Genomic DNA, 26,252 nt, shown 5'->3' with positions numbered 1-26,252 from the left:
CTCCGGGCGCGACAGGCCCCACGGTCCCGGCGGCGCCCGCCGGTTTTCCGCCGCCCCCGCAGTCACCGCCCCCCGGCTACGGCTACCCTCAGGCGGTCCCGGCCCAGCCCGCGGCGGAGCCCGCCCGCTCGGCATCCGGAAACAGCGAAGGGGGCCGAGGCGGAGCGCAGCGGAGCGGCTATCCGCAGCCGGCCGCGGCCGCGGCGCCCGCACCCGACCCGTACTTCCGGCTCCCGCCGATGGGACCGCAGTTCCTGCCGAGGTGACCGCGGCCCCTGCCCGAGCGACCGCAGTTCCCGCGCAGGCGACCACGGTTGCCGCACGAGCGACCACAGTTCCCGCGCAGGCGACCACGGTTGCCGCACGAGCGACCGCAGCTCCCGCGCAGGCGACCGCAGTTGCTGCACGAGCGACCGCAGTTGCTGCACGGGGGACCGCACCTCCCGGGCGGCGGCACACGTCACCGCCGTGTCCGTTCGGCGCCGTCTAGATCTTGGTCTTGTAGCCCCGGCCCCACTGGAGCCCCCAGCCGTACAGCCGGTCCAGCTCGGCCTGGAAGCCGTACACGAACTTCACCTCGCGGCGCACCACCATGTCGCCCTTGACCTTGTCGATGGCGAAGACCGCACACGAGCGGGCCTGCGGATGACGCTCGTCCAGCTGGATCTCGATCCGCGGGCCGTTGCTCGGGTAGAGCGTCACCACGGCGTGCGTACGGTCGAAGGCAGGGGTCTGGTCGTAGATGTAGACGAAGACCAGCAGCCGTTTGATCTCGTCCCGGTGGTCCAGATTGACGTAGAGCGTCTCGCCGGACGGTGAGCCGAACCGGTCGTCACCGCTGAGCTGTACGTACGGCGATTCGTTGAGCCCGCCCAGGAAGTTCCCCAGCGGCTGCACCACACCCTTGGTGCCGTCCTCCAGCTCGTAGAGGCAGCCCAGGTCGAGGTCGACGTTGACGACACCCTGGGTGTGCGCCTGGACGACGTCCGGCTGGAACATCTTGGACGGATGGCGCAGCAGACTTCCGCGCTGCCGCGTGCTGCCGCCGAAGTCCGACGACCGCATCCGCCAGGACAGGTTCACCCGCAGATTTCCGGTGGTCGCGCCCTGTTTGGTCAGGGAGACCATCGGGTGCCGCTTGGTCAGCTCGATCGCGTTGGACGCCGAGCTTCCCGAATCGAAGTGCGGCGACTTGTCCCGTCGGAGACTGTCCCAGAAGGCCATGTCCCACCCCCAGCTTGCTCGGTGACTGCTACCCGGTTCTTCCCCGGACTTCTTCCCCCACGCACACGGACACGCACACAGGCACGCGCGCAGACACGCGCACGGGGCGGTCAGGAGGCTCTCGCGTCCTGGCCGCCCCGTTCAGAGCGTTCCGCAATCCGGTACGGGTCACACCCCGGACGGCACTTCCGTCCGGTCGCCCGAGCTGTCCCCGCCCTCTGCGGCGATCCGCTTGTTCCTGCGGACCGACGACAGGAACGACCAGGCGATCAGCACGACTCCGACGAGCCCGGTGATGACCTCGTTGATCTCGTACTGGATGGTGACGAGCAGGATCACCGAGAGCGCGCCGATCGCGTAGTGCGCGCCGTGCTCCAGGTAGACGTAGTCGTCCAGAGTGCCCTGGCGGACCAGGTAGACGGTGAGCGACCTGACGTACATGGCGCCGATACCGAGGCCGAGCGCCATCAGCACGATGTCGTTGGTGATGGCGAAGGCGCCGATGACCCCGTCGAAGGAGAAGGAGGCGTCGAGGACTTCCAGGTAGAGGAACATGAAGAACGCGGCCTTGCCGGCCATCATGACCGCCGGGACGTTCGAGCCGGACTTCTTGGCCTCTTCCTCGGCCTCCTGTTCGCGCTCCTCGTCCTCCTCCAGCCGGTTCTCGAAGTAGCCGGAGAGCCCGCCCACCACCAGATAGGTGATGAGCCCGGCGATACCGGAGATGAGGACCGTCTGTGCCTTGTCCGCGTGCGCCCCGCCGTGCTGGTGGGCGTGGGTGGCGAAGGTGAAGGACGAGATCAGCAGCACGGCGAGCGCGATGCAGACCGAGAGCATGTCGACCTTGCCGAGCTTCGCCAGCGGGCGCTCGATCCAGCGCAGCCACTGGACGTCACGGTCCTCGAAGATGAAGTCGAGGAAGATCATCATCAGGAACATGCCACCGAAGGCGGCGATCGACGGATGGGCGTCCGTGACCAGCTGCTGGTAGTGGTCCTTCTCGTTGAAGGCCAGCTTCACCGCTTCGATCGGATTGATCTTGGCGCTGATGGCGACGATCACGACGGGGAAGACCAGCCGCATACCGAAGACGGCGATGAGCACACCGACGGTGAGGAAGATCTTCTGCCAGAAGGCGTTCATCTTCTTCAGGATTCCGGCGTTGATCACCGCGTTGTCGAAGGACAGCGAGATCTCCAGGACGCCCAGGATCGCCACGATACCCAGGGCAGTCCAGCCGTCGTAGATCACCGCCACGGCAAGACCGATCACGGTGATCACGAATGACCAACCGAAGGTTTTCAGAAGCACTGGCTACCCCATCGTGTGTGTTACGGGTTCCCCCGCGCCGCGCGCGGTCCTGGTGTCGTTCCAGTCCCGCATTCTCCCGGGGCGCGAACCCTGGACTCCCCACACGAAATCCGGGAGATCTCCCGGATTTGAACCGTGCCGGAAGAATGCTTTAGGAAACATTGACCCCGAAGTCTAGAGCGATGCCCCGCAGCCCCGACGCGTACCCCTGTCCCACGGCACGGAACTTCCATTCCCCGCCGTACCGGTAGAGCTCGCCGAAGATCATCGCGGTCTCCGTCGACGCGTCCTCGCTGAGGTCGTACCGCGCCAGCTCCTGGCCGTCCGCCTGGTTCACCACGCGGATGAAGGCGTTGGCCACCTGGCCGAAGGTCTGACCGCGGCTGTCCGCCTCATGGATCGAGACGGGGAAGACGATCTTGTCGCAGTGGGCGGGCACCTTGGTGAGGTCGACGATGATCGACTCGTCGTCGCCCTCGCCCTCACCCGTGAGGTTGTCACCGGTGTGCTCCACGGAGCCGTCCGGGCTGGTCAGCTGGTTGTAGAAAATGAAGTACTCGTCGCCGAGCACCCTTCCCGACTGGCACAGCAGCGCGCTGGCGTCGAGGTCGAAATCCGCTCCGGTGGTCGAGCGTGCGTCCCAGCCGAGCCCGACCAGGACTTGCGTGAGGTTGGGTGCGGCCTTCGAGAGGGAGACATTGCCCCCCTTGGCGAGCGTAACGCCCATGATCGCTGATCCTCCCCGAGGTGTGAACGGTTGATCTGCGGGACCTGGCACGTCCGGCGCCGCACAGGGGTGCGGCGCCGGACGGTGTGAATCCTGCTCAGACGTTGACGCCGAAGTCCTGCGCGATACCGCGCAGGCCCGACGCGTACCCCTGGCCGATGGCGCGGAACTTCCACTCCGCGCCGTTGCGGTACAGCTCGCCGAAGACCATGGCGGTCTCCGTCGACGCGTCCTCACTGAGGTCGTACCGCGCCAGCTCGGAGTTGTCCGCCTCGTTCACCACGCGGATGTACGCGTTGCGGACCTGGCCGAAGCTCTGCTGGCGGCTCTCGGCCTCGTAGATCGAGACCGGGAACACGATCTTCGCGACGTCGGCGGGCACGCCGGAGAGGTTCACCTTGATGACCTCGTCGTCGCCCTCGCCCTCACCGGTGAGGTTGTCACCGGTGTGCTCGACCGAGCCGTCGGGGCTCTTGAGGTTGTTGAAGAACACGAAGTTCGAGTCGTTGGCGACCTTGCCCTCTTCGTTCGTCAGCAGGGCGCTGGCGTCGAGGTCGAAGTCACCACCTGTGGTGGTGCGCGCATCCCATCCGAGACCGACGACGACCGCGGTCAGATTGGGTGCGGCCTTGGTCAGCGAGACGTTGCCGCCCTTGCTGAGGCTGACTCCCACGAGTCCTCCCAATTGGTTTCGAGGGGCCGAGGAGGGCCCTTGCCCCCGTATTTACGTGGCATCGGATCAACGAACCGATCCTAGTGACCGGTTCCCGGACACGGCAGGCACTTCACCGGCCGGGTCAGAGGGTGTCGAGCGCCTTGGCGTACTCGTTCAGGTCACGCGCGTCGGGCAGACCGTTGACGACGGTCCAGCGGACGACGCCCTCCTTGTCGATGATGAAGGTCCCGCGCACCGCGCACCCCTTGTCCTCGTCGAACACGCCGTACGCCCGCGAGGCGGCGCCGTGCGGCCAGAAGTCGGAGAGCAGCGGATATTCGAGGCCCTCCTGCTCGGCGAAGACACGCAGCGTGTGGATGGAGTCGTTGGAGACGGCGAGCAGCTGCACGTCGTCGTTGACGAACTTCGGCAGTTCGTCGCGGAGGGCGCAGAGCTCGCCGGTGCACACGCCGGTGAAAGCGAAGGGGTAGAAGAGGAGCACCACGTTCTTCTCGCCGCGGAAGTCCGAGAGGCGGACGGTCCGGCCGTGGTTGTCCTTCAGCTCGAAATCCGGGGCCTCGGTGCCGACCTCGATCGCCATGAAAACGCTTCCCTTCGGTGGGGCCATTCGGATGATGCCCACCCTATGGCCTCACCCTCCGGGCCGAGGGGGGCGCCCGGTCCGGGGCGGGCGCGCCGGGCCCCGCCCCGGACAGGGGGAAGCCCCCGCCGGCAGGACGGCCGGCGGGGGCTTCTCGGGGCTTGCGGCGACTCAGCGCTTGCCGGACCTTGCCACCTTCGGTGTGACCAGACGGCTCCCCGTCCAGTCCTTGCCGGCGTTGATGCTCTTGGTCTGGGCCAGACCGGCTGTCTGGGATGCCTCGTTGATGTCGCTCGGCTCGACGTAACCGTCACGGCCGGTCTTGGGGGTCAGCAGCCAGACCGCGCCGCCGTCGTCGACCAGACCGATGGCGTCCACCAGCGCGTCCGTAAGGTCGCCGTCCTCGTCGCGGAACCACAACACGACAGCGTCAGCCACGTCGTCGTAGTCCTCGTCGACGAGTTCCTGGCCGATGACACTCTCAATACCCTCACGGAGTTCCTGCTCGACGTCGTCGTCGTAGCCGATCTCCTGGACCACTTGTCCGGGCTCGAACCCCAGGCGTGCTGCCTGATTGGTCCGCTCCTCCGCGTGGTCCGCGGTCGCGCTCACGGTTTGCCTCCTGATCGTTTTTGGGAATGCACCAGCCACGCGCGTGCGCGGGGCGTTGGCCGTAGTCCACACGGGCGGGACCGATCGCGCAAGTACCCAGCGGTCGAGACAGCCGAAACGGTGATGTTTCCTGGCACCTCGTCCCGGTCTCCGGCAGGTTCTGACGTTCCCTGGTGATTCATCCCACACCGTTCATCCGTATTTGCGGGGTTCCGCGTCATCGGATACGTCAATTGTGCCCCGGATCCCTCGGGGAATGTCTGAGCGGGTCGGGCGTAAGGTTGCGATTTCGCCCGACCCAGCAGCGGCCTCCGGACGGGATGTCCCGCCGAGCGGCGGTTACCCCTCGGTAGAGATGACGTCAGCGTCCCGGCGGTACACGATGGTGGCGGCGTACGTCCCGATACCGCATGACCGAACAGCGAAGGAACAGCGTGGTTTCCGGATCCGATCGCAACCCGATCATCATTGGCGGCCTTCCGAGCCAGGTCCCGGACTTCGATCCTGAAGAGACCCAGGAATGGCTCGACTCCCTCGACGCCGCCGTCGACGAGCGCGGCCGAGAGCGTGCGCGCTATCTGATGCTCCGCCTCATCGAGCGCGCGCGCGAGAAGCGGGTGGCCGTGCCCGAGATGCGCAGCACGGACTACGTGAACACCATCGCCACCAAGGACGAGCCGTTCTTCCCCGGCAACGAGGAGATCGAGCGCAAGGTCCTGAACGCCACCCGCTGGAACGCGGCCGTGATGGTCTCGCGCGCCCAGCGCCCCGGCATCGGGGTCGGCGGCCACATCGCCACCTTCGCCTCATCGGCCTCGCTGTACGACGTGGGCTTCAACCACTTCTTCCGCGGCAAGGACGACGGCCTCGGCGGCGACCAGGTCTTCTTCCAGGGGCACGCGTCCCCCGGCATCTACGCCCGCGCCTTCCTCCTCGACCGGCTCAGCGAGCAGCAGCTCGACGGGTTCCGCCAGGAGAAGTCGAAGGCTCCGTACGGGCTGTCCAGCTACCCGCACCCGCGGCTGATGCCGGACTTCTGGGAGTTCCCGACCGTCTCGATGGGCCTCGGCCCGCTCGGCGCGATCTACCAGGCCCGGATGAACCGCTACATGGAGGCGCGCGGCATCGCGGACACCTCCAAGTCGCATGTCTGGGCCTACCTCGGCGACGGCGAGATGGACGAGCCCGAGTCGCTCGGCCAGCTCTCCATCGCCGCCCGTGAGGGCCTGGACAATCTGACCTTCGTCGTCAACTGCAACCTCCAGCGCCTCGACGGCCCGGTGCGCGGCAACGGCAAGATCATCCAGGAGCTGGAGTCGCAGTTCCGGGGCGCCGGCTGGAACGTCATCAAGCTGGTCTGGGACCGGAGCTGGGACCCGCTGCTGGCCCAGGACCGCGACGGCACCCTGGTCAACAAGATGAACACCACGCCCGACGGCCAGTTCCAGACGTACGCCACCGAGAGCGGCGCCTACATCCGTGAGCACTTCTTCGGCACCGACCAGCGGCTGCGCAAGATGGTCGAGGACATGTCGGACGAGCAGATCCTGCACCTCGGGCGCGGCGGGCACGACCACCGGAAGGTGTTCGCGGCCTACACGGCGGCCAAGGAGCACAAGGGCCAGCCGACGGTGATCCTCGCGCAGACCATCAAGGGCTGGACGCTGGGGCCGAACTTCGAGGGCCGCAACGCGACCCACCAGATGAAGAAGCTGACCGCGGACGACCTCAAGCGCTTCCGTGACCGGCTGCACCTGCCGATCGCGGACAAGGACCTGGAGGACGGCAACCCGCCGTACTACCACCCGGGCCGGGACTCCGAAGAGATCCAGTACATGCACGACCACCGCAAGTCGTGCGGGGGTTACGTACCGACCAGGGTGGTGCGCGCCAAGCCGCTGCCGCTGCCGTCCGACAAGACGTACGCCATCGCGAAGAAGGGTTCGGGGCAGCAGTCGATCGCCACCACCATGGCGTTCGTCCGGGTCCTGAAGGAGCTCATGCGGGACAAGGAGATCGGCAAGCGTTTCGTGCTGATCGCCCCCGACGAGTACCGCACCTTCGGTATGGACGCGTTCTTCCCGAGCGCGAAGATCTACAACCCGCTCGGCCAGCAGTACGAGTCGGTGGACCGCGAGCTGCTGCTCGCGTACAAGGAGTCGCCGACCGGGCAGATGCTGCACGACGGCATCTCGGAGGCCGGCTGCACGGCGTCGCTGATCGCGGCCGGTTCGGCGTACGCCACGCACGGCGAGCCGATGATCCCGGTCTACGTCTTCTACTCGATGTTCGGATTCCAGCGCACCGGCGACCAGTTCTGGCAGATGGGCGACCAGCTGGCACGCGGCTTCGTGCTCGGCGCGACCGCCGGGCGGACCACACTGACCGGTGAGGGTCTCCAGCACGCGGACGGCCACTCGCAGCTGCTGGCGTCGACCAACCCGGCCTGTGTCGCCTACGACCCGGCGTACGGCTACGAGATCGCGTACATCGTCCAGGACGGTCTGCGCCGGATGTACGGCGAGACGGCCGACGGCAAACCGGGCGAGGACGTCTTCTACTACCTCACCGTCTACAACGAGCCGATCCAGCACCCGGCGGAGCCCGGCGATGTCGACGTCGAGGGCATCCTCCAGGGCATCCACCGCGTCAAGCCGGCCGAACGGGGCCAGATCCCGGCGCAGATCATGGCGTCGGGTGTGGCCGTCCCGTGGGCCGTCGAGGCCCAGCAGATCCTCGCCGACGAGTGGGACGTGAAGGCCGACGTCTGGTCCGCGACCTCCTGGAACGAGCTGCGCCGCGAGGCCGTCGATGTGGAGCGGCACAATCTGCTCCACCCCGAGGAGGAGCAGCGCGTCCCGTACGTCACGCGGAAGCTCTCCGGCTCGGAAGGCCCGTTCGTGGCCGTGTCGGACTGGATGCGTTCGGTGCCGGACCAGATCGCCCGCTGGGTCCCCGGCCCGTACCAGTCGCTGGGAGCCGACGGCTTCGGCTTCGCCGACACCCGGGGTGCGGCGCGCCGCTTCTTCCACATCGACGCGCAGTCGATCGTCGTCTCGGTCCTCACCGAGCTGGCGAAGCAGGGCAAGGTGGACCGCTCGGCCCTGAAGCAGGCCATCGACCGCTACCAGCTCCTGGACGTGTCGTCGGCCGATCCCGGTGTGGCGGGCGGCGACGCGTAGCCACCGCTGTTACGGCAGGAGGGCGGCGGGACCACGGTGGTCCCGCCGCCCTTCCGTGTTTCCGTGTGCCCGGCGGCGCCGCCGCCCTTCCGTGTGCTCAGCGGGCGCTCAGTTCTCCCAGATCTTGAAAGCCCTGACCTGGTAAGGGGAGTTCGGCAGCCAGGTGCCGCCTCCCGGGTACGTCTCGAACTCGCCGGTCTCCGCGCACTCGGCGGACTGGTACGTGGTGACGGGGCGCCCGGTGCGGTTGGCGACGGACTGGGCGGTCGTCCCCGCGGGGAGCGGCGTACAGCTGTCGATGCCGGTGCCGGACAGGTCGTAGGTGCTGCGGGCGCCCTTGAAGCCGCCCTTCTCCCAGAGGCAGAGCTCGCCGGTCGCGCACTCCCCCATCCGGGGCTGCGCGGCGGCCAGCGCGGTGCGCGGGCCGAGCGCCTGGGGTGCGGCCAGCACGGTGGCGGTGACGATCCCGGCCGTGACGGTGGTGCGGAGCAGCGCCTTGCGGATACCGGCGGCGGGCGCACCGCTCTTCGTGGTGTTCGTCCTGGTGTTCATGGTGGTCCCCCGTGTGGTGCGTCGCGTGGTGCGTCGTACGTGTGGATCTTCCGGACCGCAGCTTGGCCCGTGATCGCGTACCACCGGAAGAGCGCACCGCCCGTACCACCCTGATAGGCGACAGCCCCGCCGGAAGGGTCCGACGGGGCTGTGGTGGGCGCGAGGTTGACGCCGGAGCGTCAGATGTGGGCGGCGCCCGAAGCCGCCTCCGGGTTGTCACCGCGCTTGGTGAGCAGGGCCACGAAGATGGCCACGACCGCGACACCGGTGGCGACCAGGCAGGCCAGCCCCATACCGGACATGAACGTGTCGTGCGCGACGCTCGTGATCTTCGCGGCGAGTCCGGCCGGCGCCTGCGGCGGCACCGGGGCCATACCGACCTGGACGGCCTGTGATGCCTGGTCCAGCTGACCGGGCCCGAACGGGGGAAGCTTGGCCGCCGCCCAGTTGTCCGGCAGGGCGCTGTCGACCTTGGAGGCCATGACCGCGCCGAGCACCGCCGTACCGAGGCTGCCGCCGATCTGCATGGCGGCCTGCTGGAGGCCGCCGGCGACGCCGGAGAGCTCCATCGGGGCGTTGCCGACGATGACTTCGGTGGCGCCGACCATGACCGGGGCGAGCCCCAGGCCGAGCAGCGCGAACCAGATCGACATCGGGACGCTGCCGGTGTCCGTCTCCAGCGTGGACATGCCGTACATCGCGACGGCCGTGCAGAGCATGCCGCCGGCCAGCGGGATACGCGGGCCGAGCTTGGTGATCACCGCGCCCGCGAGCGGGGAGGCGACGATCATCATGCCGGTGAGCGGCAGCAGATGCAGTCCGGCGTCGACCGGGCTCATGCCGTGCACGTTCTGGAGGTAGAAGGTGACGAAGAAGAGGCCGCCCATGAAGGCGATGGCCATGAGCACCATCAGCACCACGCCCGCGGAGAGCGGCACGGAGCGGAAGAGCGCCATCGGGATGAGCGGCTCCCTGACCTTCGTCTCCCAGAACGCGAAGGCCGCGAAGCAGACGACCGATACGGCCAGGAACATCCAGGCCTTGCCGTCGCCCCAGCCCCACGCCGGGGCCTTGATGAGCGCCCAGACCAGACAGAACATGGCCGCCGAGAGCAGCAGGATGCCCAGGATGTCGAAGGACTTCGGGGCGTTGGCGGCGCGGTGGTCCTTGAGGATGAACGCACCCACCACGAGCGCGATCACACCGACCGGCACGTTGATGAAGAAGACCGACTGCCAGCTGACGTGCTGGACGAGCAGGCCGCCGATGATCGGGCCGCCGGCGGTGGAGGCGCCGATGACCATGCCCCAGAGGCCGATGGCCATGTTGAGCTTCTCGGCGGGGAAGGTGGCGCGCAGCAGGCCGAGCGCCGCGGGCATCAGCAGCGCACCGAACAGGCCCTGGAGGACCCGGAAGGTCACGACCAGGCTGACGCTGTTGGAGAAGCCGATGGCGCCGGACGCGGCGGCGAAGCCGACCACGCCGATGAGGAACGTCTGGCGGTGGCCGAAGCGGTCACCGAGCTTGCCGGCGGTGATCAGCGCCACCGCGAGGGCGAGGAAGTAGCCATTGGTGATCCACTGGATCTGGGCGAAGGTGGCCCCGAGATCCTTCTGGATGGCCGGGTTGGCGATCGCGACGATCGTGCCGTCGAGCGCGACCATCATCACGCCGATGGCCACGGAGAAGAGCGTCAGCCAAGGGTGGCCGCGGAGCCCCTTGGCCGGCGGTGCCGCGGCTTCCTGCGGCGCCGGGTCGACAGTGGTCTGACTAGTCATAAGAGTCAGATTAGTGTCAGCCGCTGACAGTTGACAAACCAATTCACAAGTCGGTAGCTGTCACGTAGCTCACAGGTAACCTGGAGAGACAAAGCACCCGAAACGGGAAGCAGTTCAGACCGGAACGGCCGCAGCCACGCCACGCCGCACCACCCCCGCACCCCCACAAGCCCCACCACCCCCACAAGCCCCCCCACACCGAAAGAGGACCAGAACGTGACGATGGAGCAGACGGAGCCGTCGACGCCGGGCGCGCCGACCGGACTGCGGGAGCGCAAGAAACAGCGCACCCGGGAGGCCCTGCTGCGCGTCGCGCTCGAACTCTTCACGTCCAAGGGGTACGAGCAGACGACCATCGACGAGATCGCCGATGCCGTCGAGGTCTCCCAGCGCACCTTCTTCCGGTACTTCGCCAGCAAGGAGGAGGCCGCCTTCGCGGTGCACGACCTGGTGGAGTCGCACTTCTTCACGGCGCTGGAGGCGCGCCCCCCGCAGGAGAGGCCGTTCGACGCGATGCGCAACGCGGTGCTCGCCTCCTGGGACAGCATCAGCCTGACCATCGAGGACCTGGTCCCCGTCGATCTGTACATGCGGATCTGCCAGGTCATCGAGTCCTCCCCTGCCCTGCTCGCGATCCATCTGCGCCGCTCGGCCGAGCTGGAGGACCGGATCGCGCAGCTGATCGCCGACCGCGAGGGGCTGGACATGGACACCGATCCCCGACCGCGGGTGGCCGTCGCGGCGTTCGACGGCGTGATGCGGGCCACCGGGCGGATCTGGGGCAAGGGTGAGGATCTGAGCATCACGGCCATGCGGACGGTCGCCCTGGCTCATCTGGACCAGATCGGGCCCGCCCTGGCGGGGAACTGGCGTACGACCGACGCACACAACATGTAGTCATTCGGTTACATTCCCGGCATGAAACGTGATGTGTCTCACTGACTTCGCAAGCGCCCTTCCCCGTCTCCTAGGGTGGCGGGCAGTGACTTCCTTCGACTCCTCCCCCACTCTCACCGTCTGGCGCACTCTTCTCGCGCTCGCGGTGGTGTTCGTCATGCTGGCCACGACCGGCTGGACCGCCGTACACCACCAGAGAACCGCCGGACCCCGCCAAGCCGCGCTGACCGCCTGGGGCCGGGGCTCCATCGCGGGTCACCATCTGCCGTCGGCCAACGCGTCGCCGCACCGGCTGGCGCATTTCTTCGCCTCGCTCACCGCGAGCGACCGGGCCCGGCTCGCCGACCGCTATCCGCTGGTGGTCGGCAACCTCAACGGCGCCCCGGTGGACCTGCGGTACGACGCCAACAGGCAGGCGCTGAAGCAGGCCGCCGCGCAGGAACACGAACGGCTGACCGACCCCACGCTGAACAAGCTCGGCCAGCAGGACGCGCTGCAGACCTACGACCGCTACAACGCGCTGGCGCAGCGCGGCCGGCAGATCCTCGCCTTCGACCCGACCGGTACCGGCCGGGTCGCCGAGGTGATGGGCGATCTGCAGCAGGCCCGGCACATCTCCATCGTGGTGCCCGGCGTCGACACCAATCTGCTGACCTTCCAGAAGACACAGGACGCCTACTACACCGCGCCGGTCGGCATGGCGACGTCGCTGTACAGCGCCGAGCACACCGCGGACCCCGGGTCGCGGACCGCCGTCATCGCCTGGGCCGACTACACCTCGCCCGTGGGTATCGGTGTGGACGCCGCGATCGGCAGGCTCGCCGCCGAGGGGTCGCTGCGGCTGCACGCGCTGGTCGACGCGCTGCCGGGCCGCGCGCCCATCGCGCTGTTCTGCCACAGCTACGGCTCGGTGCTCTGCGGCGTGGCCGCCCGCAACCTCCCCTCCCGGGTCAGCGACATCGCGGTCGCGGGAAGCCCGGGGATGCGGGTCGAGAACGCCGCGCAGCTGGGCACGGACGCCCGGGTGTGGGCGATGCGGGACAGCAGCGACTGGATCCAGGACGTACCGCATCTGGATGTCGGCGGCCTCGGCCACGGCGCGGACCCCGTCTCGCCGTCGTTCGGCGCGCGCGTCGTTTCGGCGGGCGCGGCACAGGGTCACACCGGCTATTTCACGCCTGGCACCGAGAGTCTGCACAACTTCGCGGCGGTGGGCACCGGCGAGTTCGATTCGGTGACATGTGCGGCCGGTGGAGACGCCTGTCGCAGCTGATTCTGCGGTGACCTGTGAGGTTCACGCGCGTAGATGCCTGTTCATCAGGTCCGCCGCAGAGGGGCGACGTGCGGGCGCACGCCGCCTACGATGTGCCACATGGGTGATGTACTGGCCGGAATTCAAGCCACCTGGGAGTTCGCGACCGACTCCGTGCTCATCCGCTTCGAACGGGGGATTCGCACGCCGAAGCTCTTCCAGGCGCTGCGTCAGCGGCGCATCCCCCACGAGGCGCTGGGGTCGGTGTCGGTGACCGAGGGCAGACGGGGGACGGTGGTGCTGCGCGCGGCGCCGCGCGCGGGGGCCGACCCGCTGATGGAGGCCGCGTCGGGGCAGCTGAAGGAGGGGTGCGATCCGTACCGGCTGGTGCTCCCGGCCGCGCAGCGGACACTCGCGGAGTACTACGCGGACGAGCTGACGGCGCGTCTCGTGCCGGACGCGGCGGAGCCGGCCGAGCGGTTCCTGGTGGCGGCGCCCGAGGCGCCGCTCCACTTCAAGGCGTACGACGGCAAGGCGTCCTTCGACGGGTCGCGGGTCTCGTTCCGCTGGTCCTGGACGGGCGCTTCGTCGGCCAAGTGGAAGTCCGGTGACCAGAACTTCCCGGTGGCCGAGCTGACCGGTGTGGACTGGCGCTCCCCCGACACGTTCGACGGATATCTGCGGATGCTGCGGCTGGGCGGGCCGGACACGGCGCAGGCCGACCAGGATCCCGCTGCGGTCGTCTTCGGGCTCGGTTACGGGCCGGTCCACGAGTCGCTGCCGTTCGCCGCCGCGGTGCTGGGGGCGGCCCGCCACTCCAGGCCGGTGCCGGTGCCCGCCGTCGCGACCGGCCGGCGGGACCCGGCGGACATCGCGGAGCGGATACGGCACCTGGGCGAGCTGCACTCGTCCGGCCTGGTGACGGACGACGAGTTCACCGCGAAGAAGGCCGAACTGCTGGCGGAGCTGTAGCGGTTGTCCGCAGGGACACCGCAGGGGGCCCGCACCGCGCGGGCCCCCTGCGGTGTCACGCCCCGGTACGGCTACTCGCGGGCCGTCGCCGTCGACGACATGTCCGGGTAGCGGTCGCCCTTGACCTCGCCCGCGATCGGTTCGAGGAGCGCCAGCTCGTCGCTGGTCAGCCGCAGCCGCGTGGCACCGGTGTTCTCGATGAGGCGGGCGCGCTTACGGGTGCCGGGGATCGGTACGACCGCCCGGAGTCCGTGTACCTCGGCCCGCTGCTGCACCCAGGCGAGAGCCACCTGCGCGGCCGTCACACCACGCGCCGCGGCGATCTTGTGGACCGGCTCCAGGAGCGCCGCGTTCGCCTTGGCGTTGTCGCCGGTGAAGCGGGGCTGGAACTTCCGGAAATCCTTGCCCGGCAGGTCCTTGGCCGCGTCCGCGAAGGACCCGGTGAGGAAGCCGCGGCCGAGCGGCGAGTACGGCACGACACCCACACCGAGGTCGGCGGCCGCGCCGACCAGGCTGCGCTCCACGTCCCGGCTGAACAGCGACCACTCGGACTGCACGGCGGTGATCGGGTGCACGGCGTGCGCCTCGCGCAGCTCGGCCCCTGTCACCTCGCTCAGCCCCAGGTACCTGACCTTGCCCGCGGCCACCAGCTCGCCCATCGCGCCGACGGACTCGGAGAACGGCACACCGGGGTCGCGCCGGTGCATGTAGTAGAGGTCGATGACGTCGACGTTCAGCCGGCGCAGACTCGCCTCGACGGCCTGCCGGATGTACGGCGCGTCGTTGCGCACCCCCCGGTAGTGCTCGTCGTCGGGGCGCCGCTCGACGGAGAACTTGGTGGCCAGCGTGATCTCGTCGCGGTGCGCTGCGACGAACGGCGCCAGGAAGGTCTCGTTGGCGCCCTGTCCGTAGATGTCCGCGGTGTCGATCAGGGTGACCCCGGCCTCGACGGTGGCCTCCAGGGTGTCCCTGGCCGCCGCCGCGTCGGTCTCCCCGTAGAACTCGCTCATGCCCATGGCGCCGAAGCCCTGCACGCCGACCTCCGGGCCGTCCTGGCCGAGCCGCACCCTGTCGATCTTTTCGATGCTCATCAGGTTCAGTACCTCTCCGACGCCCGCCGGGCGTCCGCGTAAGAGTCGATCTTGAAGTCGAGTACGGAGAGCGTGTCCTGGAGTTCCGCGATGCGCAGCCGCACTTCTCTGCGGGTCTCCTCCAGGAGCTCCTGGCGCTCTTCGAAGGTGCTCACGCCCTCGCGTACGAGTTCGGCGTAGCGGACCATTTTCGCCACCGGCATTCCCGTCAGCCGCAGCTTGCCGACGAGGGCGAGCCAGTCCAGGTCGCGGTTGGAGAAGCGGCGCTGGCCGGTGTGCGACCGGTCGACGTGCGGCATCAGCCCGATCCTCTCGTACCAGCGCAGAGTGTGCGCGCTGAGACCGGTGAATGCCACGACCTGGCTGATCGTGTACTGGTCCTGCCCGTCGGGGAGCCGGTCCGGGGCGGGCGGTGCCGCACGGAGACCCCGGTGGTCCGCCACGGGCACGGTCTCGGTCACAGTCATGTGCTCCCAGCTCCTTCATCCTCGCGACAGCCCCAACGCTAGATCCTTGGAGTGCACTCCAGGCAAGCAGAAACGGGGGGAACTTCACGGCCGGTTCCCGTAGCCTCGCCGACCATGAGCACAGCCCGCCGCGCGAACCCCGACGACGCCGCCGAACTCGTACGCCTGCGCAAGCTGATGCAGGACTCCATGTCCGGCACCCCGCACCCGGACACCAGCTGGCAGCCGGCCGCCCTCGACACGCTCCGCAGGAAGCTGAAGGACCCCGACGCGGACCTGACCGCGTTCGTCGTCGACCGGCCGGACGGCGGTCTCGCCGCGTGCGTGGTCGGCACCGTCGAGTACCGGCTCGGCGGCCCCGGCAATCCGCACGGCACGAGCGGTTATGTCTTCAGCGTCGCGACCGACCCGGACATGCGCCGCCGGGGGTACTCGCGGGCCTGTATGGAGGCGCTGCTCGGCTGGTTCCGGGAGCGCGGGGTGAGCAAGGTCGACCTGCGCGCATCGGCCGACGGCGAGCCTCTGTACGCCTCCCTCGGGTTCGTGAGGACCCCCGATCCGGCGATGCGGCTGACCCTGTAGTTAGGCTCCTGTCCCATGAAGAGCCTGGCGATGACCGAGAACTGGCCGGTACCCGCGGTGGCCGCCGCCGTCGTACGAGCGGACGGCAGCGTCCCCGGTACGGTCGGCCCCACCGGCCGGCGCTTCCCGCTCGCCTCGGTCACCAAGCCGCTCGCCGCGTACGCCGCCCTCCTGGCGTACGAGGAGGGCGCCGTCGAGCTGGACGAGCCCGCCGGTCCCCCCGGGGCCACGGTCCGCCATCTGCTCGCCCACACCAGCGGCCTCGCCTTCGACGAGAACCGGGTGATGGCCGCCCCCGGCGAGCGCCGGATCTACTCCAACGCCGGGTTCGAGGCGCTCGGCGACCATATCGCCGCGGCCACCGGCATCCCGTTCGCCGATTACCTCCGCGAGGGGGTGCTCGAACCGCTCGGCATGGCGGACACCTCGCTGGAGGGCTCCCCCGCGAAGGACGGCGTGTCCAGCGCCGACGACCTGGCGAGGTTCGCCGCCGAGCTGCAGGCGCCCCGGCTGCTCGACCCGCGCACCGTCGCCGAGGCCACCTCGGTGGTCCACCCGGGGCTCAAGGGCGTACTGCCCGGATACGGCCTCCAGAACCCGAACGACTGGGGTCTCGGCTTCGAGATCCGTTCCGCCAAGTCCCCGCACTGGACGGGCGCTTCGTCGTCACCGCGCACCTTCGGCCACTTCGGCCAGTCGGGGACGTTCCTCTGGGTCGACCCGGAGGCGGGGGCCGCCTGTGTGGCGCTGACCGACCGGGCCTTCGGGCCGTGGGCGGTCGACGCCTGGCCGCCGTTCACGGACGCGGTGCTGGCCGAGCTTCGCTCCTGACGCCGACGGTCTGCCAGAAGCCACACTGGTGTTCCTGGGCGAGATCGACCGGTTCCGTCCTCCCCGGTTGCAGCGACTGCACGTGCCTGCCGGTTCCGAATCGGGGCCAGGGCGCTGTGCCGGGGCCGTTCGGGTCGCCGGTGTAGGCGAACCGGGCCCAGTAGCGCACCATCGTGTCCGCGAGCCGGTGCTGGGCGGGGGTCACGGGACCGGGGAGCTGCTCGTCGTCGAAGAGGTACTCCAGCTCGCTGCCGTGGAACGCCCCGGTGGGAAAGTCCGGCTTCTTGAGCGTGCTGAACCAGGGGGCCTTCTCGTCGTCGAACTCGTAGGCATAGGTCGGCACTTGCCGGTCCAGGGCCTGGTCCCGGCCGAGGGCCGTGCATCCCCAGGCCCAGTCGCTGACGACGGTGGACAGCGCCTCGCCGGGCGAGTGGAAGCGGCCGGCGGGGTAGCGGGCCAGGACGCGGGCCGCGTCTGCCGGGGTGAAGAGGGTCCGGATCTGCTGCCGGTAGTCGGCGTCGGTCGTCGTCCGGCCGGTCACGGCTTCGATGGCCGCCGTGAACAGGCGGTGTTCGTCCCGGGTGGTGCCCTGGATGACCGGGACCCGGTTGAAGTGGCCGGTGGCGAAAGCCTGTTCCGGGCTCATCGGCAGGACCCCGGCGCCGACCGACGGCCCTGATCCGAGTCCGTAGTCGGACCACTTGAGAAGTTCGTCCACGTGTACGCGGCGCAGGCAGGCCGCCGCCGCCCGGGCGTCGGAGCAGCCGACCTTGGCCGCCAGGTCGAGCCCGTGCTTCTCGCGCTCCGCGCGCGGCAGCGGGAACCAGGTCGGCGGGCCCGGTGACCATTTGCGTCCCGTGCACTGGGCGCTCTGCAGGATCGCCTTCTGGAAGAGGCCCGCCGACCCCGGAGCCACGAGGTGCGCGCAGACGCTGGTGCCGCCGGCCGACTCGCCGAAGAGCGTGACGTTCGCCGGGTCGCCGCCGAATGACGCCGCGTTGCGCTTCACCCACCGCAGGGCGGCCTGCTGGTCCTCCAGGCCGAAGTTGCCCGACAGGTGCTGGGCCGCACCGTGGTCGAGCGCGGGATGGTCGAGGAATCCGAAGACCCCGAGCCGGTAGTTGAAGCTGACCACGACCACCTTGCCCATGGCGGCCAGGCGCTGTGCGTCGTAAAGGCTCCCGGCGCCGTTGATGAAGCCGTTGCCGTGGATCCACACCATCACCGGCAGCTTGCGGGCGCTGCGCACCGGCGTGGTGACGTTCAGATAGAGGCAGTCCTCACTGGTGCTCTGCCGGTCGATGAGCCCGGCCGCCTGTGCACACCGGTTGCCGGGTGCGGTCGCGGGCCGTACGCCCGACCAGGACGCGGCCGGCTGGGGCGACGCCCACCGCAGCCGCCCGACCGGCGGGGCCGCGTAAGGGATCCCCTGGAACATCCGGGTGTCCGTGCCGAGGCGGCCTTCGACCGAGCCGGTGTCCGTCCTGACCACGGGGGCAGCGCCGCCCCGGCCGGCCTCGGCGAGGTGTGCCGCCTGCGAGCTTCCGGCCGCGCTGCTGATCATGGCGCCGCAGAGCAGAGCGGTCAGCAGGGCCCGTAGGCGCGGCCGCACCGTGACCTGCGATCCGCTATGACCTGGTAAGCGATTCCAGCGGTTCCAGCCTGTGAGATTCACCGGCGTTCACATCCTCGAAGAGTTCGTGTGGGGCCCACACTAATATAAAGTGTGAGGCACCCACAAAGTCAATGCCCGTGGACAGACATGGAGATGAGCCCGATGCCGACAAGCGACGACGAGCGGCTGCCCCCCGGCCTCGCCCTGGCGTGGGGGCTGACCGCCAAGACGGGGCGGCTGGGCCGGAAGCCCTCGCAGAGCGTCGAGGGAATCGTCGAAGCGGCCGTCGGGCTGGCCGACGCCGAAGGCTTCGCGGCCCTGTCCATGCCGAACATCGCCAGGCGGCTGGGGCTCACCGCCAACGCGGTCTACCGGTACGTCAGCTCGCGCGACGAACTGCTGGTACTCCTCGCCGAGACCGCGTGGGGCCCGGCGCCGGACCTGGACACCGGCACGGACCAGTGGCGAGCCGCGGCCGCCAGGTGGACCAGGGCCATGATCGAGCGGTGCGACACCCACCCATGGCTGCCCGACCTGCCCATCCGCGGGGCGCCCGCGACCCCGAACCTGCTGCGCTGGACAGAAGTGCTGCTGGAAGCACTCACCGGCGCCGGGCTGAGCTCTGCCGAATCACTGGGGTGCGCACTGCTGCTCGACGGCTACGCGCGGCGGATCGCCAGTGCCCGCCGCGACGTGCGCGACAGCAGTGCGGAGCCGGTCCAGTCGGCCGCCGTGTCACGCTTCCTTCAACCGCTCCTGCATGAGCACGGATATCCGATTCTGGCGTCCATGATGACGCAGAGCGAATACGACGATGCCATCGGCGACGACGACGTGGACTTCGGCCTGACCCGGATCCTGGACGGAATCGAGGTCCTGATCGCCCGCCGGACGCAGACCCGCTGAACCACCGCCCGGCACCAGGGAGTTCAGCCCTCCCCCGGTACGTCTGCCGCCTTCGCGGTCAGACACTCGAACCACACGGTCTTGCCCGACCCGTCCCGGAGCGGCTCCACGCCCCAGCTGTCGGTGAGGGCGTCGACCAGGACCAGCCCCCGCCCGCCCTCGTCCAGTTCGTCGCCGACCGCGGCGCGGGGCAGTCCTGGGCAGCCGTCCGCGACCTCGACCCGCACGCCCCGGGCCGGGAGCCGGAAGATGTACGTCTGACAGCGGCGGCCCGGGACATGCCGTACGACATTGGCGATCAGCTCGGTGAGCGCCAGCTCGGCCACGTCGGCCACTTCGAGAAGTCCCCAGCCGGTGAGGTACATCCGCAGGACGCGGCGCAGATGCAGCGCCGAGTGCTCGCTCACCGCGAAGGCGGCACGGTAGGCCGACCCCGCGACGTCGGCCGGGGAACCAGTTACGTCATTCATGCCACCAGCGTGCGACGTACTGGTTACGCTCGGCTACGTACTGAACCGAACGCCGCACGGCGTTGCAGGCCGGAGGTGCCCACGTGGCCAACATCCACTCTCTCGACCCCAGCGCGTCCCCGTTGGACTACTTCGGCTGGGAGCTGCGCCGCCAGCGGGAGGCCAACAGCCTGAAACAGGGGCAGCTCGGCGACATCATCTTCTGCACGGGCTCCCTGATCGGCCAGATCGAGACCACGAAGAAGATCCCGACCCGCGATTTCGCCGAGCGCGTGGACGCTGCGCTCGGCACGGACGGGGTGTTCTCACGGCTGGTCGGCCTGGTCCTGCGCAGCCAGTTGCCGACGTGGTTCCAGCCGTATGCCGAGATGGAGGCGCGTGCGGCCTACATCTCCACGTACCAGGCACAGTTGGTGTACGGGCTTCTCCAGACGGAGGAGTACGCGCGGGCGGTGCTGGCCACCGGCCTGCCGGACGATCTCGAAAGCCTGGTGGCGGCCCGGATGGAGCGCCAGCGCATCCTGGAACGGGAACGGCCGCCGCTCACCTGGGCGATCCTCGATGAGGCCGCACTGTACCGGCCGATCGGCGGCCGGGACGTCATGCGGAACCAACTGGCCCGGTTGTTGAACTACGCCGATCACCGCTGGACGCGGATCCAGGTACTGCCCTTCGCGGCAGGTGAACACGCGAGCCTGGCTGGGTCGTTCAACTCTCTCCGCTTCGACGACGACCCAGAGCTCGTCTACACAGAAGACGTCATCTCCGGCCACATGACCGCCAACCCCGAGACCATCCGGGAAGCCGCACTCCGTTACGCTCACCTGCAGGCTGCCGCCCTCTCCGTTGAGGACTCGGCGGCGCTGATCACCCGCGTGATGGAGGAGCGTTATGGAGACCGGTCGCGACCTACAGAACGCGCGGTGGCGTAAGTCCAGCTACAGCGGAAACACCGGCGGCGACTGCGTCGAGTGCACGGTGACCGACGGCGCGGTGTGGCGGACGTCGTCGTACAGCGGAAGCACCGGCGGCGAGTGCGTCGAGGTGGCCGACGGCCTCCCCGGTACCGTGCCGGTCCGGGACAGCAAGAACCCCGCCGGACCCACGCTGTTCGTCCACGCCGCAGCCTGGCAGACATTCGTGGACGGGCTCCACTAGAGGACGGTCACCCCGGGGTGCCCGTCGCCGCCGTGATCAGGGCGGCGGCCGCCGCGCGGGAGGTCGCGGCCACCGAGGAGTCGTGGTCCATCAGGGCGGAGACGCCCGCGCCGTCGTAGATGAACTGGAGCTGGTGGGCCAGGGCTTCGGGGTCGGCGGCGCCGGCCTCGGCGGCGAGGCGGGTGAAGAGTTCGCGCATCCAGCGGCGGAAGGTGTCCGCCGCCTCATGGACCAGCCCGTCGGGGCTGGCCTCGGCGCCGGCACGGATGAAGGCGCAGCCGTGGAAGTCGGGCCGGTCGAACTGCCGCCCCTGGGACTCGAAGACCGCCAGCATCTGCTCGCGGGGCGTGTCGCGCTCCGCGACGGCCCGGGTGATCCGGTCGGCGGTGCCCGCGTGCCGGGTGTCGAGGTACGCCCGGACGAGCTGCTCCTTGCCGCCGAAGGTGTTGTAGAGCGACGCCTTGGCCACGCCCGCGTGCTCGATGACCCGGTCGATCCCGACGCTCTGCACGCCCTCGGCGTAGAACAGCTCGTTCGCGGCGGCGAGCAGGCGCTCACGCGCCGAAGGTTTCACGGTGCTCCGTGCGCTCGCCATGACGGTCACTCCTTCAGACAGATCTGTCTACCATTATGCCCCGGGCAGGACCGCCGCCCCGTCCCGGCCGCCGCGCACCAGCCCGAGCAGCGCGAAGGCCGCGAGGACGATCACGGCGAGTCCGTACTCCTGCGCGGTGGCGGTCAGCCCGCCCGCGTGGACGACGAGGAACCCGGCGACCACGGCGGGTACCCCCATGCCCAGGTACGAGACGACGAAGAGCAGCGACAGCACCCCGGAACTCTCGTGCGGCCGGGCCAGCGGCATCACCGTACGGATACCGCCCTGGAACCCGCTGCCGAAGCCGACACCCGCGATGGCGGAGCCGACGAAGAAGCCGGTGGCGGACGAGCCGCGGATCGAGACAAGGGTGAGGGCCACCCCGGCGATCAGCGCGAGTATGCCGGTGAGCATCACCGTCCGGGTCGTCGCCTTCCGCAGGACCACCACCGATACGGCGGCCACCCCGGCGAGCACGAACAGGCTCATCCCGCCCAGGACTTCGGAGCCGGAGCCGGTCAACTGCCGTGCGAGGGAAGGGCCGAGCGACCCGTACAGCCCGGCCAGCGCCCAGACGGCGAACAGCACCGGCGCGGCCACCAGCATCGGGCGGCGTACGGCGCGCGGCAGCTTGATCTCGGGCGCCAGGCTGGCCAGCGCCCCCGGCTTGCGGGTCACCGTCTCCCCCATCAGCGCGACGGCGACGGCCTGGAGGGCGAAGACCGCCAGCAGTACGAGGTAGACCAGATGCGTGGGGGCGGGCAGGAACTGGACGACGAGGCCGGAGACCAGCGCGCCGGTCGCCGTGCCGATGCCCGGGACGACCGCGTTGGTGATCGTGCCGCGCGGCCGGTCGATGTCCATCATCCCCGCCCCGATCGCGCCGAGCGCGGCGCCGGTCGACAGCCCCTGGACGATCCGGGCGACCAGCAGCCCCGGCACGCCTCCGGCGGTGGCGAACACGACCATCGAGACGGCCTGCGCCGCCAGCGCGGCCAGCAGCACCGGCCGTCTGCCGACGTGGTCGGAGAGCTTGCCCATGGTGAGCAGCCCGAGCAGCACGGCCACCGCGTAGACGCCGAAGACCACGGTGGTGGTGATCGGGTCGAAGCCCCATTCGGCCTGGTAGACGGCGTAGAGCGGGGTCGGTGCGCTGGAGGCCGCCAGGAACGAGATGGTGATCGACGCGAGGACGTACAGCGCCACATTCGGCGGCAGCCGCCGGCCCCGCGCGGATATGCCGGCCGGGCCGGATGCGGCAGCCGGTCCGGATCCGACAGCCGGTCCGGCGTCGGCGGGCGCCGCGTCCGAGGTGCGCGCCGGATCGGACGCCGGGCCGACCGAAAGATTCGTCATGACCATTCCCGTCCGAAGTGTGAGTAGACCTGTCTGTCTAGTGACAGTCATATTAGACAGACAGGTCTACTCGGTCAACCGACGGTCGAACGACGGAGTGCGGCGTCAGGCGGCCCGCGCCGCACCGAAGGCAGTGGCGAGCCCGCGGACCTTGTCGTGGGCGGCCGTCATGGACGCCTCGTGCAGGGGAAGGAGCGGGGCCATGGCCGGAGCCACCGGAGCCATGGTCAGCTCGGGTATCACGGTGGTGACGTCCAGGCCGAGAAGGTTGTCGTGACCCAGGACGGCCTCCAGGGTGGGCACCACGTAGTCGAGGCCCTCGTTGGGGGTGCCGGGGCCGTAGCCGCCGCCCCGGGCGGAGATCAGCACGGCCGGACGGCCCGCGACCGGGGAGGGGCCACCGAAGATCAGGGTGCGGTCCGTGACGATGATCTGGTCCAGCCACGCCTTGAACACCGACGGCATCGAGAGGTTGTACATCGGCACCGTGAAGAGGTAGGCGCCGGCGCCCAGCAACTCCTCGATCAGCTCGTCCTGGAGCGCGGCCGCCTCCGCCTGCTCGGGAGTGTGCCGGTCCGGGTCGGTGGTGCGGGCCGTGACGCCCGCGGCGCTCAGGTGCGGCACCGGCGAGGCGGCGAGGTCGCGGTGGACGACCGGGCCGTGCCACTGGTCACGGAAGGACTGAGCGACCTGACGGGAGACGGACGCCTCGCCGAGCGAGGAGGAGTCGATGTGCAGCAGGTACGACATGGCTGTGCCTTTCACGGAGACAGGGGGCGAGAGAGCGACCCGGCGGGTTCCGTCCCGGGCGGTGCGCAGCAGGTCGAGCAGGGTGCCGCTGTCCTGCTCTGACCTCCAATTCCTCTCATTTGTTCGTAGCGCCATGATGCGCCAGTATGGGAGCCGGTACAAAAGGCACACAGGTGTGCGCGACGGAGAGGAATGGGCGCCATGCAGGACAGCGCTGATACGGGGACGACGGCCGCGATCGGGCCGTGCGCGGGCATCCCCGCCGACCGCATGGACTTCATCCGGCAGGTCCTTGACCGGGTCGGCGACAAATGGAGCATGCTGGTCTTCGGTGTCCTAAAGCACGGCTCGTTGCGCTACACCGACCTCCAGCGCCAGATCCCGGGCATCTCCCAGCGCATGCTCACCCGCACGCTGCGCCAGCTCCAGGAGGACGGCCTGATCACGCGCACCGCCTACGCGGAGGTGCCGCCGCGTGTGGAGTACGCCCTCACCCCGCTCAGCCGCGGGCTGAACGAGCTCGTCATGCAGCTGATCGGCTGGGCCGCCGACCACCACGACGAGATCCGCGCCAACCGCGCCCAGGCCGGCAGCACCTCGCCCCGGTCCTGAACCGCGGCGCCCGCGCCGAGCCGGGCCCAGCGGCTCCGGACCCGTCCGCGGGCACAGCGACCCTGGAGCCGCCCGCGGGCCCAGCGGCTCCGGGCCCGCCCGCCGGGGCCGCCCGGCTCAGGCCGTCTCCAGCTCCCAGAGCAGCACCTCGGCCGCCGTGTCCGCCACCAGGTCGAGCCCCTGCGCCCCGCTGATCCTGACCGAGTCGCCGGGGGCCAACTCCACATCCCCCAGCCGGACTTCGCCCCGTACGACATGCAGGTACACCCCCGGCACGTCCGGCACCGCCACCCGCTCGCCCGGGGACGGCCTGCGGACCGAGAGCAAGGCGCCCGCCGCGGGAACCGCGTAGGGCGTGGCGTCCGCGATGCCGCGCACGGTCTCGTACGCGGGCTCGCCGCCCGGCTCCAGGGGTGCCAGCCACATCTGGACGAAGACCAGTGGCTCCCGGCCCTCGTTGCGCTCCTCGTGGCGCACGCCACCGGCCGACGAGAGGTGCTGGACGTCGCCGGCCCGTACGACCGTGGCGCCGCCCGTCGAGTCGCGGTGGGTGAGTTCGCCCTCGACCACCCAGGTGACGATCTCGGTGTGGCTGTGCGGGTGTTCGTCGAAACCCGCACCCGGCGCGAGCCGCTCCTCGTTGCAGGCCAGGACCGGCCCGAAACGCAGATTGTCCGGGTCGTAGAACGTGCCGAACGAGAAGGCGTGGCGGGAGTCGATACCGGCCGCGGGGTCGCCTCCGCGGTAGCGCTCGCCGGAGCGCCGTACATCCATCACGCCGCCCACCGTAGCCCCGCCACGCCATACCCGGGTCCGGATAAGGCAGTCTTGTCCACGTGCCCCGACCCGATTCCGCGCAGCCCGGACCCCCTCCCGCACATCCGCACGCCGCGACGCTGAAGAGGCTGGAGCAGTCATCCGGCCGGCTCTCGGCGAACGCCATCGCCAGGATGGACGAGACCCTGCCGTGGTACCGGGCCATGCCACCGGAGAACCGTTCCTGGATCGGCCTGGTCGCGCAGGCCGGTATCGCCGCCTTCACCGAGTGGTTCCGGCACCCCGAGGCGCCCCAGGCGATCTCCACCGATGTCTTCGGCACCGCCCCGCGCGAGCTGACCCGGGCCATCACCCTGCGGCAGACCGTCGAGATGGTGCGCACCACGATCGAGGTCATGGAGACCGCGATCGAGGAAGTCGCCGCCCCGGGCGACGAGTCGATCCTCCGTGAGGCGCTGCTGGTCTACGCACGGGAGATCGCCTTCGCGACCGCCCAGGTGTACGCGCAGGCCGCCGAGGCCCGCGGGGCCTGGGACGCCCGCCTGGAGTCGCTGGTCGTCAACGCGGTGCTGTCCGGCGAGGCCGACGAGGGAGCGGTGTCCCGCGCGGCAGCCCTCGGCTGGAACTCGCCCGACCATGTCTGTGTGATCCTCGGCACCGCGCCCGAGGGCGACAGCGAACTGACCGTCGAGGCGATCCGCCGCGCCGCGCGGCACGCCAAGGTCCAGGTGCTGACCGGGGTGCTCGGCAACCGCCTCGTCGTCATCGCGGGCGGCAACGACAATCCGCTCCAGGTCGCCAAGGCCCTCATCGGCCCGTACGCGGCGGGGCCCGTGGTCGCAGGACCGATCGTGCCCGACCTGCTCGCGGCCACCCGCTCCGCGCAGGCGGCGGCCGCCGGGCTCAAGGCCGGATACGCCTGGCAGGACGCGCCGCGCCCGGTGCTCGCCGACGATCTGCTGCCGGAGCGCGCCATCGCCTCGGACCCCGCGGCGCGTGAGCAGTTGGTGGAGGAGATCTACAGACCTCTGGAGCAGGCGGGGTCGGCCCTCCTGGAAACGCTGAGTGTCTATCTGGAGCAGGCGAGCAGCCTGGAGGGCGCGGCCAGGATGCTCTTCGTACACCCCAACACCGTTCGCTACCGGCTCCGACGTGTGACCGACGTCACCGGGTGGTCGCCCTCCGATGTGCGCTCCGCATTCACTCTGCGCATCGCCCTGATCCTGGGGCGCCTGGCCGACGGGGATACGCAGCTCTAGACTTTTGTCGGACACCAACA

27 protein-coding genes and 1 pseudogene are annotated in these 26,252 nt (G+C 69.7%); 12 read left to right on the top strand and 16 right to left on the bottom strand.

The annotated features are described in order from the left end of the window. Positions 1 to 266 (top strand): annotated as a pseudogene (locus G3I19_RS36815) (TerD family protein); the annotation flags it as partial. Positions 267 to 486: 220 nt separating this feature from the next. Here the strand turns inward: G3I19_RS36815 and G3I19_RS06720 are convergent. From G3I19_RS06720 to G3I19_RS06695, 6 genes are all read right to left on the bottom strand, one after another. Next, positions 487 to 1,224 carry a Tellurium resistance gene (locus G3I19_RS06720; protein ID WP_164260523.1) on the bottom strand — a complete coding sequence of 246 codons (738 nt, stop codon included), beginning with the start codon at positions 1,222 to 1,224 and terminating at the stop codon, positions 487 to 489. Positions 1,225 to 1,392: 168 nt separating this feature from the next. Next, a complete protein-coding gene (locus G3I19_RS06715; RefSeq protein WP_164260521.1) occupies positions 1,393 to 2,535 on the bottom strand; it encodes a DUF475 domain-containing protein in 1,143 nt (380 codons plus the stop codon). Positions 2,536 to 2,686: 151 nt separating this feature from the next. Then, entirely contained in the window at positions 2,687 to 3,262 is a 576-nt protein-coding gene (locus G3I19_RS06710; RefSeq protein ID WP_164260519.1) for a TerD family protein, read from the bottom strand. Positions 3,263 to 3,359: 97 nt separating this feature from the next. Continuing rightward, positions 3,360 to 3,935 (bottom strand): TerD family protein, encoded by a 576-nt coding sequence (locus G3I19_RS06705; protein ID WP_164260517.1) that lies wholly within the window; start codon positions 3,933 to 3,935, stop codon positions 3,360 to 3,362. Positions 3,936 to 4,059: 124 nt separating this feature from the next. Further along, positions 4,060 to 4,518, bottom strand: coding sequence for a peroxiredoxin (locus tag G3I19_RS06700; protein ID WP_164260515.1), 459 nt, complete (start codon positions 4,516 to 4,518; stop codon positions 4,060 to 4,062). Between the two features lie 171 nt (positions 4,519 to 4,689). After that, positions 4,690 to 5,130 (bottom strand): DUF3052 domain-containing protein, encoded by a 441-nt coding sequence (locus G3I19_RS06695; protein ID WP_164260513.1) that lies wholly within the window; start codon positions 5,128 to 5,130, stop codon positions 4,690 to 4,692. Positions 5,131 to 5,564: 434 nt separating this feature from the next. Between G3I19_RS06695 and aceE the strand changes: the two genes are divergently transcribed. Next, positions 5,565 to 8,312, top strand: coding sequence for a pyruvate dehydrogenase (acetyl-transferring), homodimeric type (gene aceE, locus G3I19_RS06690; RefSeq protein WP_164260511.1), 2,748 nt, complete (start codon positions 5,565 to 5,567; stop codon positions 8,310 to 8,312). Positions 8,313 to 8,420: 108 nt separating this feature from the next. Here the strand turns inward: aceE and G3I19_RS06685 are convergent, their stop codons facing one another. Together G3I19_RS06685 and G3I19_RS06680 are read right to left on the bottom strand one after the other, a co-directional pair. Next, a complete protein-coding gene (locus G3I19_RS06685) occupies positions 8,421 to 8,864 on the bottom strand; it encodes a peptidase inhibitor family I36 protein (RefSeq protein WP_164260509.1) in 444 nt (147 codons plus the stop codon). A 179-nt stretch (positions 8,865 to 9,043) separates the two neighbouring features. Then, positions 9,044 to 10,642 carry a DHA2 family efflux MFS transporter permease subunit gene (locus G3I19_RS06680; RefSeq protein ID WP_164260507.1) on the bottom strand — a complete coding sequence of 533 codons (1,599 nt, stop codon included), beginning with the start codon at positions 10,640 to 10,642 and terminating at the stop codon, positions 9,044 to 9,046. Positions 10,643 to 10,864: 222 nt separating this feature from the next. Here G3I19_RS06680 and G3I19_RS06675 point away from each other — a divergent pair, with 222 nt between their 5' ends. From G3I19_RS06675 to G3I19_RS06665, 3 genes are all read left to right on the top strand, one after another. Beyond that, the gene (locus G3I19_RS06675) at positions 10,865 to 11,539 is read left to right on the top strand and encodes a TetR family transcriptional regulator (protein ID WP_164260532.1); all 675 of its coding nucleotides are present in this window, start codon (positions 10,865 to 10,867) and stop codon (positions 11,537 to 11,539) included. Between the two features lie 85 nt (positions 11,540 to 11,624). Beyond that, a complete protein-coding gene (locus G3I19_RS06670) occupies positions 11,625 to 12,812 on the top strand; it encodes an alpha/beta hydrolase (protein ID WP_164260505.1) in 1,188 nt (395 codons plus the stop codon). A gap of 99 nt (positions 12,813 to 12,911) precedes the next feature. Further along, positions 12,912 to 13,763 (top strand): DUF4429 domain-containing protein, encoded by an 852-nt coding sequence (locus tag G3I19_RS06665; protein WP_164260503.1) that lies wholly within the window; start codon positions 12,912 to 12,914, stop codon positions 13,761 to 13,763. A gap of 71 nt (positions 13,764 to 13,834) precedes the next feature. On the opposite strand, the gene G3I19_RS06660 is transcribed toward G3I19_RS06665, so the two are convergent. Then, a complete protein-coding gene (locus tag G3I19_RS06660) occupies positions 13,835 to 14,854 on the bottom strand; it encodes an aldo/keto reductase (protein WP_164260501.1) in 1,020 nt (339 codons plus the stop codon). 5 nt (positions 14,855 to 14,859) lie between these two features. Next, on the bottom strand, positions 14,860 to 15,321 hold the full coding sequence (locus tag G3I19_RS06655; protein WP_164260499.1) for a MerR family transcriptional regulator: 462 nt from the start codon (positions 15,319 to 15,321) through the stop codon (positions 14,860 to 14,862). Between the two features lie 114 nt (positions 15,322 to 15,435). Between G3I19_RS06655 and G3I19_RS06650 the strand changes: the two genes are divergently transcribed. Both G3I19_RS06650 and G3I19_RS06645 read left to right on the top strand, forming a co-directional pair. After that, complete coding sequence (locus G3I19_RS06650) at positions 15,436 to 15,903, top strand: GNAT family N-acetyltransferase (protein ID WP_164260497.1); 468 nt, start codon at positions 15,436 to 15,438, stop codon at positions 15,901 to 15,903. Positions 15,904 to 15,918: 15 nt separating this feature from the next. Beyond that, the gene (locus G3I19_RS06645) at positions 15,919 to 16,734 is read left to right on the top strand and encodes a serine hydrolase domain-containing protein (protein WP_164260495.1); all 816 of its coding nucleotides are present in this window, start codon (positions 15,919 to 15,921) and stop codon (positions 16,732 to 16,734) included. Here G3I19_RS06645 and G3I19_RS06640 read toward each other — a convergent pair. Beyond that, on the bottom strand, positions 16,700 to 18,346 hold the full coding sequence (locus G3I19_RS06640) for a carboxylesterase family protein (protein ID WP_343235010.1): 1,647 nt from the start codon (positions 18,344 to 18,346) through the stop codon (positions 16,700 to 16,702). The two genes, G3I19_RS06645 and G3I19_RS06640, sit on opposite strands and share 35 nt — an antisense overlap. Before the next feature lie 165 nt (positions 18,347 to 18,511). On the opposite strand from G3I19_RS06640, the gene G3I19_RS06635 reads away from it, so the two are divergent. Further along, complete coding sequence (locus G3I19_RS06635) at positions 18,512 to 19,255, top strand: TetR/AcrR family transcriptional regulator (RefSeq protein ID WP_164260492.1); 744 nt, start codon at positions 18,512 to 18,514, stop codon at positions 19,253 to 19,255. Between the two features lie 23 nt (positions 19,256 to 19,278). On the opposite strand, the gene G3I19_RS06630 is transcribed toward G3I19_RS06635, so the two are convergent. After that, positions 19,279 to 19,725 (bottom strand): ATP-binding protein, encoded by a 447-nt coding sequence (locus G3I19_RS06630; RefSeq protein WP_164260491.1) that lies wholly within the window; start codon positions 19,723 to 19,725, stop codon positions 19,279 to 19,281. Between the two features lie 83 nt (positions 19,726 to 19,808). On the opposite strand from G3I19_RS06630, the gene G3I19_RS06625 reads away from it, so the two are divergent. Both G3I19_RS06625 and G3I19_RS06620 read left to right on the top strand, forming a co-directional pair. Then, positions 19,809 to 20,657, top strand: a complete 849-nt coding sequence (locus tag G3I19_RS06625) for a helix-turn-helix transcriptional regulator (protein WP_164260489.1) — start codon at positions 19,809 to 19,811, stop codon at positions 20,655 to 20,657. Then, positions 20,617 to 20,883, top strand: a complete 267-nt coding sequence (locus G3I19_RS06620) for a DUF397 domain-containing protein (RefSeq protein WP_164260486.1) — start codon at positions 20,617 to 20,619, stop codon at positions 20,881 to 20,883. The genes G3I19_RS06625 and G3I19_RS06620 overlap by 41 nt, the downstream gene beginning before the upstream one ends. Before the next feature lie 7 nt (positions 20,884 to 20,890). Here G3I19_RS06620 and G3I19_RS06615 read toward each other — a convergent pair whose 3' ends face one another. The 3 genes from G3I19_RS06615 to G3I19_RS06605 form a co-directional block, all read right to left on the bottom strand. Further along, complete coding sequence (locus tag G3I19_RS06615; protein WP_164260484.1) at positions 20,891 to 21,478, bottom strand: TetR/AcrR family transcriptional regulator; 588 nt, start codon at positions 21,476 to 21,478, stop codon at positions 20,891 to 20,893. Between the two features lie 33 nt (positions 21,479 to 21,511). After that, the gene (locus tag G3I19_RS06610; RefSeq protein WP_164260482.1) at positions 21,512 to 22,834 is read right to left on the bottom strand and encodes an MFS transporter; all 1,323 of its coding nucleotides are present in this window, start codon (positions 22,832 to 22,834) and stop codon (positions 21,512 to 21,514) included. Between the two features lie 105 nt (positions 22,835 to 22,939). Beyond that, complete coding sequence (locus G3I19_RS06605) at positions 22,940 to 23,584, bottom strand: NAD(P)H-dependent oxidoreductase (protein WP_164260528.1); 645 nt, start codon at positions 23,582 to 23,584, stop codon at positions 22,940 to 22,942. Between the two features lie 201 nt (positions 23,585 to 23,785). On the opposite strand from G3I19_RS06605, the gene G3I19_RS06600 reads away from it, so the two are divergent. After that, a complete protein-coding gene (locus G3I19_RS06600; RefSeq protein ID WP_239074018.1) occupies positions 23,786 to 24,196 on the top strand; it encodes a helix-turn-helix domain-containing protein in 411 nt (136 codons plus the stop codon). A 117-nt stretch (positions 24,197 to 24,313) separates the two neighbouring features. Here the strand turns inward: G3I19_RS06600 and G3I19_RS06595 are convergent, their stop codons facing one another. Further along, positions 24,314 to 24,973, bottom strand: a complete 660-nt coding sequence (locus tag G3I19_RS06595; protein WP_164260478.1) for a pirin family protein — start codon at positions 24,971 to 24,973, stop codon at positions 24,314 to 24,316. Positions 24,974 to 25,032: 59 nt separating this feature from the next. Here G3I19_RS06595 and G3I19_RS06590 point away from each other — a divergent pair, with 59 nt between their 5' ends. Beyond that, complete coding sequence (locus G3I19_RS06590) at positions 25,033 to 26,232, top strand: helix-turn-helix domain-containing protein (RefSeq protein WP_164260477.1); 1,200 nt, start codon at positions 25,033 to 25,035, stop codon at positions 26,230 to 26,232. The last annotated feature ends 20 nt before the right edge of the window (positions 26,233 to 26,252 follow it).

Origin of the sequence: Streptomyces sp. SID10853, from assembly GCF_010548145.1 — a bacterium.
Lineage (GTDB): Bacteria > Actinomycetota > Actinomycetes > Streptomycetales > Streptomycetaceae > Streptomyces.
The sequence above is the reverse complement of the archived record's forward strand: the minus strand, read 5'-3'. Positions and strand labels throughout refer to the sequence as shown.

What these genes read in the sequence shown, in the direction of transcription:
- G3I19_RS06720 (WP_164260523.1), bottom strand. Translation starts at nt 1,224, where the DNA reads ATGGCCTTCTGGGACAGTCTCCGACGGGACAAGTCGCCGCACTTCGAT.
- G3I19_RS06710 (WP_164260519.1), bottom strand. Translation starts at nt 3,262, where the DNA reads ATGGGCGTTACGCTCGCCAAGGGGGGCAATGTCTCCCTCTCGAAGGCC.
- G3I19_RS06700 (WP_164260515.1), bottom strand. Translation starts at nt 4,518, where the DNA reads ATGGCGATCGAGGTCGGCACCGAGGCCCCGGATTTCGAGCTGAAGGAC.
- G3I19_RS06685 (WP_164260509.1), bottom strand. Translation starts at nt 8,864, where the DNA reads ATGAACACCAGGACGAACACCACGAAGAGCGGTGCGCCCGCCGCCGGT.
- G3I19_RS06680 (WP_164260507.1), bottom strand. Translation starts at nt 10,642, where the DNA reads ATGACTAGTCAGACCACTGTCGACCCGGCGCCGCAGGAAGCCGCGGCA.
- G3I19_RS06675 (WP_164260532.1), top strand. Translation starts at nt 10,865, where the DNA reads ATGGAGCAGACGGAGCCGTCGACGCCGGGCGCGCCGACCGGACTGCGG.
- G3I19_RS06665 (WP_164260503.1), top strand. Translation starts at nt 12,912, where the DNA reads ATGGGTGATGTACTGGCCGGAATTCAAGCCACCTGGGAGTTCGCGACC.
- G3I19_RS06660 (WP_164260501.1), bottom strand. Translation starts at nt 14,854, where the DNA reads ATGAGCATCGAAAAGATCGACAGGGTGCGGCTCGGCCAGGACGGCCCG.
- G3I19_RS06655 (WP_164260499.1), bottom strand. Translation starts at nt 15,321, where the DNA reads ATGACTGTGACCGAGACCGTGCCCGTGGCGGACCACCGGGGTCTCCGT.
- G3I19_RS06650 (WP_164260497.1), top strand. Translation starts at nt 15,436, where the DNA reads ATGAGCACAGCCCGCCGCGCGAACCCCGACGACGCCGCCGAACTCGTA.
- G3I19_RS06645 (WP_164260495.1), top strand. Translation starts at nt 15,919, where the DNA reads ATGAAGAGCCTGGCGATGACCGAGAACTGGCCGGTACCCGCGGTGGCC.
- G3I19_RS06635 (WP_164260492.1), top strand. Translation starts at nt 18,512, where the DNA reads ATGCCGACAAGCGACGACGAGCGGCTGCCCCCCGGCCTCGCCCTGGCG.
- G3I19_RS06630 (WP_164260491.1), bottom strand. Translation starts at nt 19,725, where the DNA reads ATGAATGACGTAACTGGTTCCCCGGCCGACGTCGCGGGGTCGGCCTAC.
- G3I19_RS06620 (WP_164260486.1), top strand. Translation starts at nt 20,617, where the DNA reads ATGGAGACCGGTCGCGACCTACAGAACGCGCGGTGGCGTAAGTCCAGC.
- G3I19_RS06615 (WP_164260484.1), bottom strand. Translation starts at nt 21,478, where the DNA reads ATGGCGAGCGCACGGAGCACCGTGAAACCTTCGGCGCGTGAGCGCCTG.
- G3I19_RS06610 (WP_164260482.1), bottom strand. Translation starts at nt 22,834, where the DNA reads ATGACGAATCTTTCGGTCGGCCCGGCGTCCGATCCGGCGCGCACCTCG.
- G3I19_RS06605 (WP_164260528.1), bottom strand. Translation starts at nt 23,584, where the DNA reads ATGTCGTACCTGCTGCACATCGACTCCTCCTCGCTCGGCGAGGCGTCC.
- G3I19_RS06600 (WP_239074018.1), top strand. Translation starts at nt 23,786, where the DNA reads ATGCAGGACAGCGCTGATACGGGGACGACGGCCGCGATCGGGCCGTGC.